Here is an 18,704-nt window from a genome sequence, read left to right as displayed (position 1 = left end):
GAGAGGAACGAGTGAAGAGGCTTGCCTGTTCGTCCGCGAAGATGGTGCAGATACCTTCTTTTTTATAAAATCAACCATAAAAGTTAACATAGCCTGTTTAAATAAGCACGAATAGAATAATCGATTACTACTAAAGAAAAGCTACGATCGCACCTTGGAAATAATCATCATCCTAAGCATTTTGACAAACTTCTTCTATTCCCTATATACTAGCTTTAACTAGAGATATTGGGAATAAAGGTGATATTGATGAAATCTGAAGAACTAGCACAATCCTTAAAATTATTTATTGTGCTTTCTAGAGCAAATAAATCATTGCATGAATGTACAAATCAATTTTTTCAAGAGAACGGCTTAAACCCTACTGAATTTGCTGTTTTAGAGTTATTGTTCCATAAGGGAAGACAACCTTTACAAAAAATCGGTAATAAAATCTTATTAGCTAGTGGGTCAATTACGTATGTAATTGATAAGCTTGAGAAAAGAGGCTTTATACACCGAGTGTCTTGTCCATCTGACCGAAGAGTGACATTTGCTGAGATTACACCTGAAGGGGAAGCCTTTATGAATGAACTGTTTCCCGAGCATGAGAAACAGTTACATGAAATAATGAGTGCTCTTGATTCAGAAGAAAAGCAGCAAGCGATTGTTTTGCTGAAAAAGTTGGGTTTATCGATTAAAGATTTATCTTATTAACATAAAAATTCCGGCTCATCTAAGTGAGCCGGAATTTTTTATTATTTTGAGGCTATTGTTTCGCCCATTTTCAAGAACGCATCTGTTAAGTTCACGCTCTTTTGATCGAAAATGGTAAGACGCACAATAAGATTTCCTTGTTCAAACACATATCCAGATACTGTACCCAATTCAAAAGTTGTTTGAAATCCACTTGTATTTAATACACCTTCGCCTTGTGGTAATTTATCTTTACCAATCTCTATTGGCTCTTTGTTAATACTGACAGATGCAATTGATTCCTTCATATTTTTAGCGATGATTTCTACAGAAGCTTCATCCTTTGAGATGGTTTCAACTTTCATAAATACAGCTGGATTATCATCTAAGTAAAGTGAATCCATACTAGGCTCATCACCTTTTAAACTAAAACCATCTAGTTTATATAGCGAAAAATTTTGATCGTCACTTTCTGTTAAGATAGCAGTATCTTCTTTTACTTCCTTTTTAACTGAATAAGTAAGAGTCTTTTCAGAATCCCTCTTTTTGGTAGTCTTTTGTTCTGCTTCAGTTCCCTCACCAGTTGTCTCATCAGTAGTTTCTACTTGAGAATCTGTTTTATCCTCATTGTCGTTTGCTTTATCCGTTGAATTGCATGCAGTTAGCATGGAAATAGCAAGTGTAATTGATGCAAATAAAAGCCATGTTTTTTTCATTTTACTAGTTCTCCTTTAAGTCATAATCATGATGTAATTGAACAATGTTTCAGGTATTAAGAGGAAGAATGAGAAATAATAGGATGGTCATTGTGATATGAGCAATGATGATAAGTGGCATACTTTTTTTCCATTCGTATAAAATTCCCCATAGCATCCCAGAAGTAACTGCTGCAACGACGCCTAACCAAAATCCACTAAAAGCCATAGACAATCCGAAAAGTAATGAAGCGACTAATACAGCAAAGAATGGACTCATGTAATCCTTTAACTTCTGTTGGATAAAACCACGCCAAAATAATTCTTCACCTGGTGCAATAATTAACATCAATAATAAATAGTGCCACACTGTGGTTGGACCATAATCAGTTAAAAATCGCTCGACTGAAATCGCTGCAGCATCAGTGAAAATAGACGCAAACCGATAAGCGGTTGCAATAAGTCCATAGGTGAGTGTACCATATCCTATACCAAATACTAAGTACTCCCATGTTTGTACTTCGTCTTCCATTTTAACAAGGACGAAAGATAAGGCCATAAATAATAGCATGGTAAATGTATACATATACCAAAAAATAGTTTCGTTAAAAAACGTGAATGAAAGTAATACATAGACGCCAATAAGTAAGGCAATCCATCGTAAATTAGGAGCTAAAATATTCAATACTGAAAACCTCCTGTACACCGTATTAAAAAGATTCACTCTTGTTCTTCATCTGTCATGGGTGAAGACTCTTGCTCTTTAAGGTATACTATTTTATACCGTTTGTGATTGACAACAGTCTTTTCTTCAACCTCGAGTTCCTCAAAGTTTTCCATTATGGAAACATTTACGATAACCGAGTTTTCATTTACTTTTTCTACTATTCCTTGCAATCCATCTTTAAACTCAATAATAGATCCAACCGTTGCGATTACCACAAACTTCAGCTCCTTCATGCGCTCATATCAATAGTTTGCATGAAATTTTTTGTAACGTAAAGTATTTTCTGAAAACATCATTAAATCATAATTATTTTTAACAATAAAGGGGTCTTAAAATGAATACATATGAACAACAATTAGAAGGTTTAAAAGAAGGAAATATTACTTCAATTACAATAGAAAAAGAACATTTTTTAGAGTTTCGTAAAATTCTTATTCAAAGAAAAGATTTTAAGCATTTTCGCGGCATTGCAAAACAAGGTGGAGTCGTTATTTATACATATGAAAATGATGCGAGAAGCTGAAAAATGTCGTATTTTGTCGCAATGAAAATGTGTTATTTCGCTAATCTTAGTGTATAATAATGGATAAAAAGGTTCGTTAAAGGAGGTATAATGTGACAGAATCAATTCTTGATGAATTAGAACTTACTAGGGAAAAGATGATTAAGTCTGCGCTAGAGAATGGTTTTGGAAACGTTAATACCATCCAACTAAGTGAAAAGCTAGATCAACTATTAAATGCATATCATAGGAAAAATTATCCTGAAAATCCTACATACAACATGAAACTAATCAAAAACTAAGCAAATGATTGCTTAGTTTTTTTTATTAGTAATTATCAGATTAATTTCTATATTCTTAATATATTTTTAAATTTGGTATACTTATACAATTGGAATTGGGGGAGTTACATTGTCAAAATTAAATCAATTAAGAAAAACATTAAATGATGCAATCATTGGGCGTGAAAAAGAAATAGATTTTATGATCATTGCATTAATTCAAGGAGGTCACGTTTTACTTGAAAGTGTTCCTGGTTCTGGTAAGACAATGATGGCCAAATCGTTTGCCCATTCGTTTAAAGGTAAGTTTAAACGTCTACAATTTACTCCAGACGTATTACCTTCTGATGTAACTGGAATTAGTTATTTTGATCCTAAGTCGCAAGAATTTATCATGCGACCGGGTCCTGTGGTTACGAATATCTTACTTGCAGATGAAATTAATCGAGCTACTCCAAGGACACAGTCAAGTCTTCTTGAATCCATGGAGGAGAAGCAAGTGACAATTGATGGGGAAACGATACAATTGCCAGAACCTTTCATGGTTATTGCCACTCAAAATCCAGTTGAGTCCCAGCAAGGAACTTTTTCATTGCCTGCAGCTCAGCTAGATCGCTTTTTGTTCCGAATTGAAATTAAATATCCAAGCTTTGAAGAAGAGAGAAAGATATTGAAAGAATTTAGTCAAGCGCCTGGTGAAGTTAAAACTTTATCCATAATTGATATCGAAGACGTTCAACAATGGCGTAGTGCTGTCAGAAAAGTGGTCGTCCATGAAGATATTGAGACGTATATTTTACAAATCATCCATGCATCTCGGCTGCATCCCCATGTCGAATTGGGTTTGAGTTCCCGAGCTGCGCTTGCGCTTCTTCATGCTGCTCAAGGGCATGCTTTTATAAAAGGTCGTTCTTATGTTATCCCAGATGATGTTAAATTAATGGTAGAACCACTATCTACTCATCGTCTTATGCTGACAGCAGAAGGCATGTTAATACGTGAGCCCGCAGATATTTTGAGAGAAATCATTCAATCAGTTCAAGCGCCTGTAGAGGCTATGGCAAGATGACTTGGCAACGTGATTACTATGGGTCCACAAAAACGAATTGGGTTCTTACCATTATTTTTCTATGTTTTATCATGTCAGTGATCCTTGTGCAGTATATTGCGGCAGGTGTTTTTTGTTTTTTCGCTGTTATAACTTTCATGCAAATCCTTTATTTTAAACAGGTTGGTCAGAAATTGACGTTGCTAAACAATAAGAAAAGAGGCCGGTTGCTAAAAGGCGGTCAATCAAATTGGGAATTAACTTTTGAAAATAAGGGAGTACCTATTTGGAATGGACAACTGAGATTGCAATTTCAAGATGCGGTGAAACCACTTGTGAATGTACATGTGGGTCATACTCAGCTCATTGAAATTGTGGTTCCATTAACGATTGGAACAAATGAAGTTGTGACAGTAACAATACCAATCGAAGGTCAAAAAAGAGGATTGTCCAGATTAAAAAAACTGGAATTAACTGTCCCTCACTTATTCGGTGAAGGATCAGTTGTATTATTACATAAACCTCTAATATTAATGGAGCAATTGGTCTATCCGAATATGTATCCGTTAAAAAACATGCGTAAAGCTTCACCATTAAAACCAGGGGACAGTGAGTATAAACATTCGTTATTTCAAGACTTGTTTTCTCCTGTAGGTACGAGAGATTATGGGCCAGCAGATCAATTCCATCATATTCACTGGAAAGCCAGCGCAAGAATGCAAAAGCTGCAAACAAAAGTTTTTACTCAAGTAGCAAATGAATCCGCATTACTCGTATTGAACGTGGTCAATCGATACTCCATTATTGCGGATCTAGAAGAGCGCATTGAGGATATTGCCTCTTTTGTTGACTACTTCTATCGCGAGGGAATTCCGTTTGCGCTCTCTGTCAATGTCAGGTCCTTTGGGGTTACGCCTTATTTGTATTTACCTATTGGAGATGGACAAAAGCAACATCAAAAAGCAATGGAGTTGCTTTCAATCCTATCAAAAAATGATAATACAATTCCTTTTAACCTAATGTTGTCACATATGGATATGCATGAGAACTTGCCAGTATCGGTTGTAATTTTCACGCATGATGTAAAAGAGATGGCATCTTACGTCGCGAAATGGTCCAAAGATATTCATGTGAACGTCAGATTAAATCAAAGTCTTGGAGGTGAAGTACCGTGGAAAGAACTGCCCCTTCAAGGTCGTTAGTGCAATATGAATCATTTGGAAAGTTTTTGCAAGATGCGTGGTTGGTTTCCTTTGTGTTGTTATTTATTCCGAGTGAAACTTTAATGCATCCTGCTTTCTTATGGCTAGCAGTATTGTTTAGTATTGCTTTTGCCGTTAATTTGTTATTTCTAAAAACCGGATACCAAATTGCTATTACCCTAGTTGTTTCTGTGGTTGTTGGATTGACTATATTTTTATTTGGTGCGCCCTTTTGGCTCCTTGTGGTTATTATTGCCTTCTCAGTGTGGCGAGTTCAAGAGAGATATGCCAAACTGCAAGAAGATGCAACTCATGATGGACCTTTCTTTACTTTGTTAGTGGTGATGTTTGCATTATCATATTTTTTAATAACGGTTTTAAATATGGCTCAACTTCTTCGAGATTTAGTCATACTTGCGATTGTTGGCTCCGTATTGTTCTTGTTAGATCGAATCGTCGTCCAGTGGTTGCGATCAAAAGTTGCACATCATGTACCTTTTTCGAAAGTGCTTTTCATTTACTTCAGTATCATCAGTTTTGCAGCAGTTACCTTTGCTTTAATGGTTGGAATAGGTAGCAAGGCTCGAGAATGGTTTGTTATGTTATTCGGGAACATTATCGAATTTATTTTGTATCCAGTTGGTCTGTTGTTTGTATGGTTACAAAACACCTTTCTGCAATCCACTAATCCACCAGAAATTTTTAAAACCGCTCGAAAAGGTAAAGTAGAAGTAAAACAGGCTCAAACACAACAAGCGGAATGGCTAGATGCACCTGCTAATTTTCCTTGGTTTGCCATCCTTGTTTGTGTCAGTATCCTTGGAATTGGAATACTTGTTTGGCGTTTATCAAAGAATAAAACTGAAAAGATTGAAGTTGCAAAAGAAAAAATTCAATATGACCGTAGTGGCAGTGAACTTTCTAAAGAAGGAAAAGTGTTATCAACCACATGGCTTTACTCGATGGATACGAACTTAGTTCGTGAAAAATATCGTGACTTTGAAAGCAACGTAGGACAAATGGGATATAGCAGGAAACAAAACGAAACCGTTCGAGAATGGTTTACCAGAGAACAGTGGCAGGTTCCTGAAAGCTTCTATGAGGTTTATGATTTGGTGCGTTATAGTGGACAACAAATGGACGCAAAAGACGGGGAATGGTTTATGAATGAATTAAAAAAAGTTTTATTAAAATATTTTGATAAAGAGGTTTAGATAAAAAGAATTGTGGGCATATTATAATTGAACACAGCAACATTCTCATTTCCCCCTTTTTATAGGACACATTTCCCGAGAGGAATGTGTCCTACTTTTTTTTGTGCATATGTTTTCCCCTGCGCTTTTATCACACTTCAACATATGAAATTTAGCCAAGAACAAGAAAAGAATTTTTCTATTTTCGGAATGTTCCGATGCTTAAATCTATGAACTTTGATAAACTAATAATAATAGAAATTATTAACAACTTGGAGGTTACATAATGAGTCAAAAAGCAAAAGTTGGTTTTGTAGGCACTGGGGTCATGGGGAAAAGTATCGTCAAGCATATACTTTCGGCAGGTCATGAAGTAACAATTTATACACGTACTAAAGAAAAGGCACAAGATTTACTAGATTTAGGTGCAACGTGGGCAGAGTCTCCTGGTGAAGTTGCTGCGCAAGTAGAAGTTATTTTCACGATGGTGGGTTATCCAACAGACGTTGAAGAAGTTTATTATGGAAAGAATGGCATTTTTGAAAACGGCAAATTTAGTCTAATTGTTATCGATTTAACTACATCTACACCCACTCTTGCAATCGAACTATACAATAAAGCACAAAAAGTTGGTATGAGTTCACTTGATGCACCCGTCTCAGGTGGGGATGTTGGAGCGAAGTCAGGTTTATTATCGATTATGGTTGGTGGAGACAAAGAAGTTTTCGATAAAATTCAACCGTTGTTTTCTTTGTTCGGTCAGAACGTTGTATATCAAGGTAAAGCTGGAGCGGGTCAACATACAAAAATGGCGAATCAAATCGGCATAGCGTCAACCATGATTGCCGCATGTGAAGCGATTACGTATGCAAGAGAGGCTAAGCTAGATCCAGAATTGGTTTTAAAATCAATTACTACAGGTGCTGCAGGATCGTGGTCATTAACTAATTTAGCGCCAAGAATGTTAAACGATGATTATGAAGCTGGTTTTTACATGAAACACTTCATAAAAGACATGGGCATTGCTTTAGATGAATCCCGAAAAATGAATTTAACTTTACCTGGTTTGGAAATGGCTTATTCAATGTATAGGAACTTAGCGGAGCAAGGATTTGAAAATGAAGGGACTCAAAGTTTGATAAAAGCGTACGATAAATAGAATAAAAAATAGTGGGGTGTGTTAGAGTGGACCATCAACAAACGACTCCTCGGAGTCCAATAGCTCTTTACCTATCATTACCGATTTTATCTTGGGCTTTTTATGATTTTGCTAACACAATCTTTTCGTCCAATATTAACACTATTTTTTTCCCTTTCTACACGGATGAAGTCATTGGAACCAGTGAGGCAAGACAACAAGTAGCTAGCACGTTTGTGTCTTATGCGAATGCAATTGCAAGCTTTTTCTTAGTTATGTTTTCTCCTTTATTCGGTGTGTGGATTGATCGAACAGGATACAAAAAGAGATTTATCGTGTGGTTTGCCTCAATATCCATCATCGCCACTTTTATGATGGGGGTTTTTGGTGGAATTGAAAGCGAGTCTCTTTTGTGGGGAGTCCCTCTGTCTTATGCCTTAGTTGTTATAAGTTTTGTTATAGCAAAATTCTTTTTTAACTCGAGTCTAGTCTTTTATGATTCCATGATGAGTGATTTAGGCACAAAGCAAGAGATGCCTTTAATATCCGGGTTTGGAGTAGCAGTTGGGTATATTGGAACAATCCTTGGATTGCTTGTTTATTTGCTTGTAAGTGATGGTGAATTTCATCGAGCATTCATTCCTACAGCGATTTTATATTTGTTATTTTCATTGCCATTATTTTTTATAAATAAAGATACTCCTATACCTAAAAATCAACGAATCCAAGGGTCATTCTTTGATGGCTACAAAGAGATTATCAATACTTTCAAAGACATGAAGTCTCATAAATCTGTTTTCACATTTATGATTGCTTACTTCTTTATTAACGATGCCATTGCTACAACAATTGCAATGATGGCGATTTATGCCACTGTCATAGTTGGTTTCTCATCTGGGCAATTTATTGTTCTATACCTTGTATCTACGATTTCAACCGTTATTGGTTCGTTTGTTTTTGGCTATATCACTAAACGTATTGGAGCTAAGAATGCTGTCAGTATAGTTGCGATTCTTATGATAGTCTCTTTATTTGTAGCAGTTTTTGCTTATGATCAATGGATGTTTTGGATCGCTGGAAGCATGTTTGGTGTATCTTTAGGTTCAATGTGGGTTACATCTCGTACACTTATTATTGAATTGTCACCAGAAGACAAGAGAGGACAATTCTTTGGACTCTTTGCATTCTCCGGTAAAGTATCCTCCATCATTGGGCCAGTCCTGTACGGGACCATTACGTATCAATTACAAGATTATGGACCCCTTGCAAGTCGGATTGCTCTATCGACCCTAATTGTCATGACGGTCATTGGATTAATCATTCATTTACGAGTAAAACATGATTCAAATGACTATAAAATGGGATAACTTAAACTAAGGCTCAGTTAGATTATGTTTATCGTACATTTTCGCTAGTAGCACGTTCAGAAAGAGCCAACTATTCTTCTGCAAAGAAAAGAGTTTGCTGCTGCGGTTACTCGTCGCAACCAACAAAAAGTGGGACATCCAGCTTTGAAGGATGTCTTTAACAATTCAAGTTATTGGTTTTGGAAATATTTAGAGTGATTCTTTTATGCTTTGAGCGGTTTTGTGTTGACTATCAGCGGATCTCTGTCGACTATGAGCGCAAAAGATGTGGCTATCGGCGAATCTTTGTCGTCTATGAGCGGTTTAACAAATTTGGGACATCCAGCTTTGAAAAGATGTCTTTAACAAATTACTTGGTTTAAAGTCTTTCTAAAGGCATGTCGGGGGCTTATAAAGTCTTTCGTTTGTTCTTCAATAACAATAGCATTCTTTCACATAATTTTGTTTTAAAAGAAATGCCGGAACCACTTTGATGGGTTCCGGCATTTTGTAAATATAAATTAATCTAAATAAGAGCTTCCAAACGTATACGATCGATTTTTTACAGGTTGTTTTTTAGACATAGGGGTGGGAGCATATGTGGGTTTTTTCTTTATAATTGTTTGAGATAAGCCAGTATACTCACTAAGTAGTTGCTTGGCCATATTCAAACTCATTCTTCTTTGCGGATTACGGTAATTTTCATCTAAATGGCCCAAATGAGTTAGACTTTGGAAATCTTCTTTTTTGGGTAATAAATGGAAGTAGTAATCGGCACATTGGACTAATACAGAAGATTGTTGTTGACTATATCGAGGATTTTTCACAAAGTGTAGTCCCAATTTTTTAGCACGCCCGGTTTCAATCATCTTTTCAATGGTTAGTCTTTTTAATTCATAAAGAAATTTATTATCAGTTGCTGTCTTTGCATGACGATTAACAGAATAAATAGCGGCAGCTAATTGTTCATCAGTCCTATTTGGTTTCATGAAATCCCACCCTTCGTGTCGTATAAACCGAGAAATTATACAAGAATATAGAAAAATTCAGAGCATTCAATTAAATATTATCATACCAATTTCTTCCCAATTTGTATAGAAGAAATCAAAAAAACATGGAAAAAGGTGATACAAATGAAAAAACCAAAAACAGCTATTCTTGATATTGGCTCTAATACAATTCGCTTAGTTATATATTCCTATGATGAAAGAAGAGGCCTTCGCGAATTCGAAAATATAAAAACTGTGGCACGTTTGCGTACTTATATTCAAGCTACAGGAGAAATGTCTGAAGAGGGTATTGAATTACTTCAAAAGATTTTACTATCTTTCCGACAAATGCTAGAAGATTATGATGTGCACGAAGTTCTCGTAACTGCGACAGCTGCTATTCGTCAAGCATCCAATCAGAAAGAAATTATTGTTCGAATGAAGAAAGAGACTAACTTAGATATAGATGTTTTAACGGAAGAAGAAGAAGCATATTTTGGTTTTGTTGCAGTAGCCCATTCTGTTCCAACTGAGTCTGCAGTAACGATTGATATTGGTGGAGGAAGTACTGAGATTACATATTTTAAAAACAAGAAATTGCAGTACACTCATAGCTTTCCTTTTGGAGTTGTTTCACTTCAACAACAGTTTATGAAAGGGGACAGAATGTCATCTGTAGAAAAAGAACAATTGGCTTTGTTTACAGAAGCTCAATTTCGTTCCTTGCCTTGGTTAAGCGGGTTGAAATTACCTGTCATTGGAATAGGGGGTAGCGCTCGTAACATTGCTCAAATTGATCAGCAAAGAAAAGAATATCCGATTTCGAGCGTTCATCAATATAAAATGGATGTGCATGATGTTTATACACTGAGTGACACATTATCAGATTTATCAATTCAAGAATTGAAGAAAATTGAAGGTTTATCGAGTGATCGAGCGGACATTATTTTACCTGCGCTTGAAGTTTTCCGAGTATTGATGAAAGTGGTTAAAGCAGAAGAGTTTATGTTCAGTGGTAAAGGATTAAGAGAAGGTATTATGTTAAATCGTATTTTACAAACGCATCCAGAAGAATTAAATAAACATGAAGTGTTTAAACATAGCAGTGATACATTAGCTGCAGAATATGAAATTAACCTTCATGAAGCGGAACATCTCCAATTTTTATCACGAAAAATTTATTTAGAGTGCGTGAAGAATGGCATTATTGAACAGTCGCCTGCAAGTTTGCTATTGCTTGAAAGAGCGGCAGCCCTTTTCTATTTAGGAGAATATATTGATGCGGATTCGGCTAGTCAACATACATTTTATATCCTATCAAATCGTTCAATTGATGGGTTAGAGCATTTAGATCGATTGAGGCTAGCATTGGTAGCCTCGTATAAAAATAAAGATACATTCAAAGGGTATGCTGCTCCATTTGATCAATGGATTGAGAAAGCAGAACTAAAACATTTGAGAGAGTTAGGGGCAATATTGAAATTTGCCTATGGACTAAATGGTTCAAAACGCTCAATCGTCAATGACTTATCAATGGAATCTTCTAAGGACGGTGTTCGAATGAAGATTTTTGTTAGTGGAAATGCTATGGCTGAGGAATATCAAGCAGGCAAACAGAAGAAACATTTAGAACGATTATGTAAGTGTGAAGTCAGTCTGCAATTTGTTGAGAAGGATGTAGATACGAATGACTGAAAAACAAACACTATTTGAAAAAGATAACCCTGCGTATTATAACAATCGTGAATTAAGTTGGTTAGCTTTTAATGAACGTGTTTTACAGGAAGCAGAAGATGAACGCAATCCTTTAGCTGAACGCTTGAAATTCTTAGCCATTTTCAGCTCCAATTTGGATGAATTTTTTATGGTGCGCGTTGCAGGACTTCAAGATCAAGTGCGAGTGGGGTTTCAAAAACCTGAAAATAAAGCTGGATTGACTCCGAAACAACAGCTTGAAAAAATCGCTCAAAAAACTCATGCATTGGTTAAACGACAATCAAGCGTTTATCAGGAACTCGTTTATGAGCAATTAAAACAACAAGATGTACAAGTATTAATGATGGATGAACTTTCTAAAACGCAAAAAATATTTACACAACATTTTTTTGAAGAACATGTTTTCCCTGTGTTAACGCCGGTCGCTGTGGATGCATATCGACCTTTTCCAACACTTTTAAGTAAAACTATGAATATTATTGTCATTCTTGAACAGCAAAGTGAAGATGAAATCAATGAAAAAGTTGCAATCGTTCAAGTTCCTTCCGTTTTGACTAGAATGATTAAAGTCCCTTCTAAAAAAGGAGATACTTTTGTATATTTGGAAGACTTGATTATTGATCAAATAAACACGTTATTTTATGGATATAAAGTTAAATCAGCCACTGCTTTTAGGATGACTCGAAACGCTGATTTAACAATTCACGAAGAAGGCGCACGTGACTTGTTAGTGGAAATTGAAAGAGAGTTAAAAAAACGTAAGTGGGGTGCAGCAAGTCGTTTAGAAGTTCGCGCAAATGAAATTAATCAACAAGTATTAAATTATTTACTTAATGAACTAGAGATACATAAAGACGATGTCTTTAAACTTGAATCCCCGATTGATTTGACATTTTTATTTACATTTATTAAAGAAATAAGAGTTGGACGGGAACAATTAGAATTTGAAAATTTCATCCCTCAACCACCTGTTGATTTGACATCAGATGAAGATATATTTGAAAAAGCATTGCAACAGGATTTATTTTTCCATCATCCGTATGAATCTTTTGCCCCGATTATTGAATTTGTAGCTGAAGCTGCAGAGGATCCAAATGTGCTGGCGATTAAACAGACTTTATATCGAGTAAGCGGGAACTCTCCGATGATTCATGCGCTCAAAAAAGCTGCAGAGAATGGCAAGCAAGTTACTGTATTAGTTGAATTGAAAGCAAGATTTGATGAAGAGAATAACGTTCATTGGGCAAAAGAATTAGAACAAGCTGGATGTCTTGTTATTTATGGTATGCATAATTTAAAAACGCATTCAAAAATCACATTAGTCGTCAGAAATCAAAATGGACGAATAGAACGCTTTGTTCATTTAGGAACAGGAAACTACAACGATCAAACTGCTAAAGTATATACAGATATGGGGATTATCACGACAAAGAAAAACTTTGGAATCGATGCAACCAATTTTTTTAACTATTTAAGTGGCTATACAGAAAAACCTGTTTTTCATCATCTTGTGGTCGCTCCTTATGATATTAGAGATGAATTTATAAAATTGATTGATCAGGAAATTATCTTTCATAAAAAACATGGCAATGGCTATATACGTGCAAAAATGAATTCTCTTACGGATAAAGAACTCATCATAAAAATGTACGAGGCTTCAATTGCTGGAGTTAAAATTGACTTAATTATTCGTGGCATTTGCTGTTTACGTCCTCAAATTAAAGGGATTAGTGAACATATTCGTGTCATTAGTATTGTTGGGCGTTTTCTCGAACACTCAAGGATTTATTGGTTCCATCAAAATGGAGATAATCAAGTTTTTCTATCGTCAGCAGATATGATGACAAGAAATATGATTAAACGTGTGGAGATTCTTTTTCCCATAGTCGACACATTTATTAAACAACGAATCATGAATGTTATCTTACTTCAAATGCAAGATACGGCGAAGTTACGGGAGCAAGATGAACACGGTGAGTACCACTATCGTTTCCCGAAAAAAAATGACGAAATGATAAACAGTCAGGAAGAATTATTGAATTTGGTCTATCGTGTTTCAAAGGATGAAGAATAAAGCATTTTACTCTTTTCCTATATACTTTTGTGGAATAGTAATGGCATAATATAATTATGAACGAATATTCAGAAATATTATAGGGGGTATTAAAATGTTACTAAAAGACCAAACAATTATTATTACTGGCGGTTCAAGTGGAATGGGATTTTATATGGCTAAGCGTTTTGTGGAAGAAGGAGCAAACGTAGTTATTACTGGTCGTGATTTAGAACGTTTAGAAACTGCACAAAAAGCAATTTCTCATGATTTTAGTCATGTAGGCATTTTTCAAATGGATGTTCGTGAACCTGAACACGTGAAAGCTATGGTCAATTACACACACGAAATGTTTGGGCGAATTGATGGACTTGTAAACAATGCGGCAGGTAATTTCATCGTTCATGCGGAAAAACTCTCACCAAATGGCTGGAAATCAGTAATTGATATCGTTTTGAACGGTACTTTTTATTGTTCTCAAGCTGTAGGGAATTATTGGATTGAAAAAGAACAAAAAGGATCCATTTTAAATATGTTAGCAACGTATGCTTGGAATGCAGGAGCGGGCGTTGCTCACTCTGCAGCTGCTAAAGCTGGAGTTATGTCTTTAACACGCACCTTGGCAGTTGAATGGGGAACTCAATATGGCATTCGAGTAAATGGAATTGCTCCAGGACCTATTGAACGTACTGGCGGTGCTGATAAGTTGTGGGAATCTGAAGAGGCTGCTGCACGAACATTAAAGTCTGTTCCATTAGGACGACTAGGCAAGCCAGAAGAAATTGCAGATCTTGCTGCGTTTATGCTTTCTGACAAAGCGGCTTATATGAATGGCGAGATTGTCACTTTAGATGGTGGACAATGGTTAAATAAATTTCCTTTTTAAGCTTAAATTTTAGAAGTTAACCCATACTAACTCTACTCCACTGAAAGGATAGGATGAAAATGGGTTTATGGACGTGGCCGTTATTCGGTGTAATAATTTTCATTTGCGCAGTTGGATTTTATACGACCAAAAGAATTATGGTATTTGAAAGAAAAAGAGACCAAACAAACGATTCACCAATCCCAGTAGCAATTAAAGACCATCCGTTTACACTCAATCCAATCATCTGGGTCTATATTGCTGCATTAGTGTTTGTCACCATACTAGTCGGATATTTTTATGCAACTTCTTCACCGTATTAGGTGAAGAAGTTTTTTTATAGGTAAAGGTTTACATCAGTGTTTTTATTCGGAATATGATATGATAAACGAGTAGTATGCTGTTCACTAGTAGAACAGAAAAAGGAGTAGAAGTGTATGATTTCGGTTACAAGCAGAGATTTTTTAGAAATGCAAATCGAAGAATTCATCATCTCATCAGAAAAAGTAGCTCATGTGCAAATGGGAAATAGTGCAGAACATGCTTTACTAGTATTAACCAAAACAGGGTATTCATCCATTCCTGTATTAGATACTAAATACCGCTTAAAAGGTTTAGTTAGTACTCAGATGATAACAGATGCCATTTTAGGATTAGACCACATTGAATACGAACGTTTGCCGGATTTAAAAGTTGATTCTTTAATGCAATCACCGGTTCCATCCATTCATATTAATGAAAAGTTTAAAAAAGGGCTTGACCTATTAATCAATCATCCTTTCTTATGCGTAGTAGATGATGAAGAAACATTTGTAGGCATTTTAACAAGACGAGTTGTCTTAAAACAATTAAAAAAACATATCTATCAAAATAATTAGTAATATGCAAAAATGAAAGAAGATTTCCACACTGGAGGTCTTCTTTTTGTTTAGAGTTATTGTTTATCTTATATTTGCAGTGAAGTAGTAACAAGCCCATTCTCTTTATTCAAGTGAACATCTTGCAACAGGCAAAGCGTAGGAAGCAGACCGGGAACCTGTACTACCAAATAAATTCAATCAAGGCTACAAAAATGTTGTTGTCATGATGATTACTTAAAAAAAATTTTTCTTAGATTAGTTTTGGAAGGGAGCGAAATGAGTGACAACCAATGAATTTCAAATCATTAAAATTTTAGCTGAAGAGCGCAATATGAGAAAATCTGCAGAACGACTTTTCCTGTCTCAGCCAGCACTATCTCAACGATTGCAATCGATTGAAAAAGAATGGGGAGCTCAACTTTTTCTTCGTTCACAAAAGGGCTTAACGTCAACACCAGCTGGAGAAATCATCATTCAATTCGCTATTGATACACTTGCAAAACAAGAAGAAATCTTTGAAATCCTACAATCTTTGACCTCGAAAGTTCATGGAACACTAAAAATTGCATGCGCTTCAATTGTCGGACAGAACTGGCTACCAATGGTGTTGAAAGATTTTGTTACGAAATATCCAGAAGCAAAAATTTCGCTCATTACAGGTTGGAGTTCAGAAATTGTCAAAGCTTTATATGATGGGGAAGCTCATATTGGAATTGTTCGTGGTCACACTGAATGGAAAGGTACAAAAATCCATTTATTCCGTGATACCTTATATTTGGTAGACCAAGAATTAAAAGAACTTGAAGATGTTTTGTCAACGGACCGACCTTTCATTCAATTTAAAAGCGACTCCAACTATTATCAAGAAATTCAAGCATGGTGGCAACGTCATTTCGCCTCTAGTCCAAGACGTCAAATCACAGTTGATCAAATTGAAACATGCAAGCAAATGGCTTTAAATGGAATAGGGTATGCTATTCTACCTTCTATTACTTTAAGTGGATTAGAGAAGGTTAATAAAATAGCCTTAACGAACCAAGCAGAAGAATTTGAATTAACTCGTGATACTTGGTTAATAGGGTATGAATCAGCATTTGAACTAAGACAAGTTGAAGCATTTGTCGAGGTTGTGAAAGAACATGCAAAGAAACTGCATGATTATACAAATTAAATACGTGTATTGTGATTCGATTTGCTGTACAATTAGTCCATATTTTGCAAGATTGAAAGGAGTTCATCAAAGATGAAACAAATGGATGCATATGAAATTATTTCTTATATTCAACACGCTAAAAAGTCAACACCAGTAAAGGTTTATGTTAATGGTGAAAACTTAAAAGACCTTTCTTTTGGAGATCAAACGAAAGTATTTGGAGAAGGGAATTCTCTAGTGTTATTCGGTGAATGGTCTGAAATTGAAACAGCATTAGCTATTTATAAAGATCAAATTACAGATGTTGTGGTTGAAAATGATCGTCGTAACTCGGCTATTCCATTAGTAGATTTAAAAGGGGTCAACTCTCGAATTGAGCCAGGTGCATTTATCCGTGACCAAGTAGAAATCGGTAACAATTGCATCATTATGATGGGTGCTGTAATTAATATTGGAGCTGTTATTGGTGATGGTTCAATGATTGATATGGGTGCCATTTTAGGTGGACGAGCTACAGTAGGTAAAAACTGTCATATAGGCGCAGGCGCTGTATTAGCAGGTGTTATTGAGCCACCTTCAGCTATGCCAGTAATTGTTGAAGATGATGTATTGATCGGCGCTAACGCAGTAGTCTTAGAAGGCGTGAAGATAGGGAAAGGTTCGGTTGTTGCAGCTGGGGCAATCGTTACAAAAGATGTTCCTCCGTATACTGTAGTTGCAGGTATGCCCGCTAAAGTTATCAAAGAGATCGATGATAAAACAAAGTCAAAAACAGAAATCATGCAAGAACTTCGTCAATTGTAGGAGTCACTGATGAAAACTCTTCAACAAATACGACGTGATTTACATCAGATTCCTGAAATTGGATTCCAAGAATTTAAAACACAAGCTTATTTATTAGAAGAAATATATGCTTTGAATCAACAGCGTTTAACAGTTGTGAAGTGGAAAACTGGAGTTCTAGTTCATGTGAAAGGATTAAATCCAACCAAAACGATTGGTTGGAGAACAGATATCGATGGTCTTCCTATAGATGAACAAACAACCATTTCGTTCCCGTCAAAACATGAAGGTTTTATGCATGCATGTGGTCACGATATTCACATGACAGTTGCTCTTGGATTGTTGAGACGAATGACTGAGTTGCCGATGGATGATTCCATAGTGTTTCTTTTCCAACCAGCAGAAGAGGGTCCAGGCGGTGCTTTGCCGATGCGAGAATGGTTGAAAAAAGATCACCCTGAATTTATTCCGGATGTGATATATGCTTTTCATATCGCACCAGAGTATCCAGTAGGTACTATCGCAACTCGTCCAGGTTTACTTTTTGCTAACACCTCAGAGTTATTTATCGATCTCCATGGCGTAGAAGGACATGCAGCGTTTCCACATCGCACAAAAGATATGTCGGTTGCAGCTGCAAGTTTGTTATTACAACTTCAAACGATTGTTAGTCGTTCGATTAACCCACTAGATTCAGCAGTAGTAACAATTGGTAAGATGACTTCTGGAACAGTTCAAAATATTATTTCAGGTCATGCAAGATTAGAAGGAACTATTCGTACAATGGATGCACAGACGATGATTCATGTGAAAAATAGAATTGAAGCATTATGTAAGGCAACTGAAATGGCATTTGAATGCAAAGTTGAAATTGATTATGGCTCAGGATACTATCAAGTCTTTAATACTCCAAAGATTACTTCGAATTTTATGGAATTCGCGGAACAAGATGTAGCAACTAATTTAATAGAATGTGATGCAGCGATGACCGGAGAGGATTTTGGCTATTTCCTTCAAGAAATTCCTGGCTTGCTATTTTGGGCTGGTGTCGATTCATCATATGGACTACACAATGCCAAACTGAATCCTGATGAAAAAGTTATTGAGTATCTCGTACCATTTGTTGAGTCTTATATACGTTCACTCTAAAAATTATGAAAACTTTTTAAGCGAAGGTGAATTTTTCTTGAGCTAAGACACTACTTTGTTTGATGTGTGATAGTATATATAGCTACTGCTCAAGACGTGTTCAGAACTCGTGTGAAAATAAAAGTAATTAGATTATCGGAGAGTGAAGGAATGACAAGATATTTTTATTTAGATTACTTACGTATTTATGCAACTATTGCAGTTGTAGCTATCCATGTTTCGGCAATGAAAGTTTCGGAAGATACATTTAAAACGGATTTATTTGGTTGGTTTTCAGGGAATTTCTATGAGACACTTTCTCGAGCTTCAGTCCCTATTTTTATCATGAT

The 18,704-nt window shown here is 35.9% G+C and carries 20 protein-coding genes and 1 pseudogene; 17 read left to right on the top strand and 4 right to left on the bottom strand.

Annotated features, from left to right (window positions below; all coding sequences use genetic code 11):
* The first annotated feature begins 249 nt into the window (after positions 1–249).
* Positions 250–696, top strand: a complete 447-nt coding sequence (locus tag WBG45_RS04285; RefSeq protein WP_424412548.1) for a MarR family winged helix-turn-helix transcriptional regulator — start codon at positions 250–252, stop codon at positions 694–696.
* 41 nt (positions 697–737) lie between these two features.
* Here the strand turns inward: WBG45_RS04285 and WBG45_RS04280 are convergent, their stop codons facing one another.
* The 3 genes from WBG45_RS04280 to WBG45_RS04270 are packed head-to-tail and all read right to left on the bottom strand — an operon-like array spanning position 738 to position 2,312.
* Positions 738–1,391 carry a hypothetical protein gene (locus WBG45_RS04280; RefSeq protein ID WP_424412547.1) on the bottom strand — a complete coding sequence of 218 codons (654 nt, stop codon included), beginning with the start codon at positions 1,389–1,391 and terminating at the stop codon, positions 738–740.
* A 49-nt stretch (positions 1,392–1,440) separates the two neighbouring features.
* The gene (locus WBG45_RS04275) at positions 1,441–2,055 is read right to left on the bottom strand and encodes a lysostaphin resistance A-like protein (protein WP_424412546.1); all 615 of its coding nucleotides are present in this window, start codon (positions 2,053–2,055) and stop codon (positions 1,441–1,443) included.
* Positions 2,056–2,090: 35 nt separating this feature from the next.
* Positions 2,091–2,312 (bottom strand): DUF2187 family protein, encoded by a 222-nt coding sequence (locus WBG45_RS04270; RefSeq protein WP_424412545.1) that lies wholly within the window; start codon positions 2,310–2,312, stop codon positions 2,091–2,093.
* 119 nt (positions 2,313–2,431) lie between these two features.
* Between WBG45_RS04270 and WBG45_RS04265 the strand changes: the two genes are divergently transcribed.
* The 7 genes from WBG45_RS04265 (at position 2,432) to WBG45_RS04235 (ending at position 8,828) form a co-directional block, all read left to right on the top strand.
* Positions 2,432–2,620 (top strand): hypothetical protein, encoded by a 189-nt coding sequence (locus WBG45_RS04265; RefSeq protein ID WP_424412544.1) that lies wholly within the window; start codon positions 2,432–2,434, stop codon positions 2,618–2,620.
* A gap of 92 nt (positions 2,621–2,712) precedes the next feature.
* Positions 2,713–2,901 carry a Spo0E family sporulation regulatory protein-aspartic acid phosphatase gene (locus tag WBG45_RS04260; protein ID WP_424412543.1) on the top strand — a complete coding sequence of 63 codons (189 nt, stop codon included), beginning with the start codon at positions 2,713–2,715 and terminating at the stop codon, positions 2,899–2,901.
* A gap of 109 nt (positions 2,902–3,010) precedes the next feature.
* Positions 3,011–3,949 (top strand): AAA family ATPase, encoded by a 939-nt coding sequence (locus WBG45_RS04255; RefSeq protein ID WP_424412542.1) that lies wholly within the window; start codon positions 3,011–3,013, stop codon positions 3,947–3,949.
* A 137-nt stretch (positions 3,950–4,086) separates the two neighbouring features.
* Entirely contained in the window at positions 4,087–5,130 is a 1,044-nt protein-coding gene (locus WBG45_RS04250; protein ID WP_424412541.1) for a DUF58 domain-containing protein, read from the top strand.
* Positions 5,100–6,344: a hypothetical protein gene (locus WBG45_RS04245; protein WP_424412540.1), complete on the top strand. Its 1,245-nt coding sequence runs from the start codon at positions 5,100–5,102 to the stop codon at positions 6,342–6,344. Before WBG45_RS04250 ends, WBG45_RS04245 begins: the two co-directional genes overlap by 31 nt.
* A gap of 265 nt (positions 6,345–6,609) precedes the next feature.
* Positions 6,610–7,482, top strand: a complete 873-nt coding sequence (locus tag WBG45_RS04240) for an NAD(P)-dependent oxidoreductase (protein WP_424412539.1) — start codon at positions 6,610–6,612, stop codon at positions 7,480–7,482.
* Positions 7,483–7,508: 26 nt separating this feature from the next.
* Entirely contained in the window at positions 7,509–8,828 is a 1,320-nt protein-coding gene (locus WBG45_RS04235; protein WP_424412538.1) for an MFS transporter, read from the top strand.
* A gap of 500 nt (positions 8,829–9,328) precedes the next feature.
* On the opposite strand, the gene WBG45_RS04230 is transcribed toward WBG45_RS04235, so the two are convergent.
* Complete coding sequence (locus tag WBG45_RS04230; protein ID WP_424412537.1) at positions 9,329–9,796, bottom strand: YkyB family protein; 468 nt, start codon at positions 9,794–9,796, stop codon at positions 9,329–9,331.
* Positions 9,797–9,940: 144 nt separating this feature from the next.
* Between WBG45_RS04230 and WBG45_RS04225 the strand changes: the two genes are divergently transcribed.
* From WBG45_RS04225 to WBG45_RS04185, 9 genes and pseudogenes are all read left to right on the top strand, one after another.
* Positions 9,941–11,491 (top strand): Ppx/GppA family phosphatase, encoded by a 1,551-nt coding sequence (locus WBG45_RS04225; RefSeq protein ID WP_424412536.1) that lies wholly within the window; start codon positions 9,941–9,943, stop codon positions 11,489–11,491.
* A complete protein-coding gene (locus WBG45_RS04220; protein WP_424412535.1) occupies positions 11,484–13,586 on the top strand; it encodes an RNA degradosome polyphosphate kinase in 2,103 nt (700 codons plus the stop codon). The genes WBG45_RS04225 and WBG45_RS04220 overlap by 8 nt, the downstream gene beginning before the upstream one ends.
* A gap of 94 nt (positions 13,587–13,680) precedes the next feature.
* Positions 13,681–14,451 (top strand): 2,4-dienoyl-CoA reductase, encoded by a 771-nt coding sequence (gene fadH, locus WBG45_RS04215; RefSeq protein ID WP_024535184.1) that lies wholly within the window; start codon positions 13,681–13,683, stop codon positions 14,449–14,451.
* 59 nt (positions 14,452–14,510) lie between these two features.
* Positions 14,511–14,753 (top strand): hypothetical protein, encoded by a 243-nt coding sequence (locus WBG45_RS04210; RefSeq protein ID WP_424412534.1) that lies wholly within the window; start codon positions 14,511–14,513, stop codon positions 14,751–14,753.
* Between the two features lie 114 nt (positions 14,754–14,867).
* Positions 14,868–15,308, top strand: a complete 441-nt coding sequence (gene cbpB / locus WBG45_RS04205) for a cyclic-di-AMP-binding protein CbpB (protein WP_024535182.1) — start codon at positions 14,868–14,870, stop codon at positions 15,306–15,308.
* 262 nt (positions 15,309–15,570) lie between these two features.
* Positions 15,571–16,461 carry a LysR family transcriptional regulator gene (locus WBG45_RS04200; RefSeq protein WP_424412533.1) on the top strand — a complete coding sequence of 297 codons (891 nt, stop codon included), beginning with the start codon at positions 15,571–15,573 and terminating at the stop codon, positions 16,459–16,461.
* 72 nt (positions 16,462–16,533) lie between these two features.
* Entirely contained in the window at positions 16,534–17,247 is a 714-nt protein-coding gene (dapD, locus tag WBG45_RS04195; RefSeq protein WP_424412532.1) for a 2,3,4,5-tetrahydropyridine-2,6-dicarboxylate N-acetyltransferase, read from the top strand.
* Between the two features lie 9 nt (positions 17,248–17,256).
* Positions 17,257–18,375, top strand: a complete 1,119-nt coding sequence (locus WBG45_RS04190) for an N-acetyldiaminopimelate deacetylase (protein ID WP_424412531.1) — start codon at positions 17,257–17,259, stop codon at positions 18,373–18,375.
* Between the two features lie 66 nt (positions 18,376–18,441).
* A pseudogene (locus tag WBG45_RS04185) lies at positions 18,442–18,704 on the top strand (hypothetical protein); the annotation flags it as partial.

Source organism: Paenisporosarcina sp. (genome assembly GCF_049671445.1).
Lineage (GTDB): Bacteria > Bacillota > Bacilli > Bacillales_A > Planococcaceae > Paenisporosarcina.
This window is presented reverse-complemented; position numbering and strand designations above follow the sequence as displayed.

Excerpts from the sequence above, each read along its gene's own strand:
- WBG45_RS04280 (WP_424412547.1), bottom strand. The coding sequence starts at position 1,391 with ATGAAAAAAACATGGCTTTTATTTGCATCAATTACACTTGCTATTTCC.
- WBG45_RS04230 (WP_424412537.1), bottom strand. The coding sequence starts at position 9,796 with ATGAAACCAAATAGGACTGATGAACAATTAGCTGCCGCTATTTATTCT.
- WBG45_RS04220 (WP_424412535.1), top strand. The coding sequence starts at position 11,484 with ATGACTGAAAAACAAACACTATTTGAAAAAGATAACCCTGCGTATTAT.
- fadH (WP_024535184.1), top strand. The coding sequence starts at position 13,681 with ATGTTACTAAAAGACCAAACAATTATTATTACTGGCGGTTCAAGTGGA.
- WBG45_RS04240 (WP_424412539.1), top strand. The coding sequence starts at position 6,610 with ATGAGTCAAAAAGCAAAAGTTGGTTTTGTAGGCACTGGGGTCATGGGG.
- dapD (WP_424412532.1), top strand. The coding sequence starts at position 16,534 with ATGAAACAAATGGATGCATATGAAATTATTTCTTATATTCAACACGCT.
- cbpB (WP_024535182.1), top strand. The coding sequence starts at position 14,868 with ATGATTTCGGTTACAAGCAGAGATTTTTTAGAAATGCAAATCGAAGAA.
- WBG45_RS04225 (WP_424412536.1), top strand. The coding sequence starts at position 9,941 with ATGAAAAAACCAAAAACAGCTATTCTTGATATTGGCTCTAATACAATT.
- WBG45_RS04265 (WP_424412544.1), top strand. The coding sequence starts at position 2,432 with ATGAATACATATGAACAACAATTAGAAGGTTTAAAAGAAGGAAATATT.
- WBG45_RS04190 (WP_424412531.1), top strand. The coding sequence starts at position 17,257 with ATGAAAACTCTTCAACAAATACGACGTGATTTACATCAGATTCCTGAA.
- WBG45_RS04250 (WP_424412541.1), top strand. The coding sequence starts at position 4,087 with ATGCAAATCCTTTATTTTAAACAGGTTGGTCAGAAATTGACGTTGCTA.
- WBG45_RS04210 (WP_424412534.1), top strand. The coding sequence starts at position 14,511 with ATGGGTTTATGGACGTGGCCGTTATTCGGTGTAATAATTTTCATTTGC.
- WBG45_RS04285 (WP_424412548.1), top strand. The coding sequence starts at position 250 with ATGAAATCTGAAGAACTAGCACAATCCTTAAAATTATTTATTGTGCTT.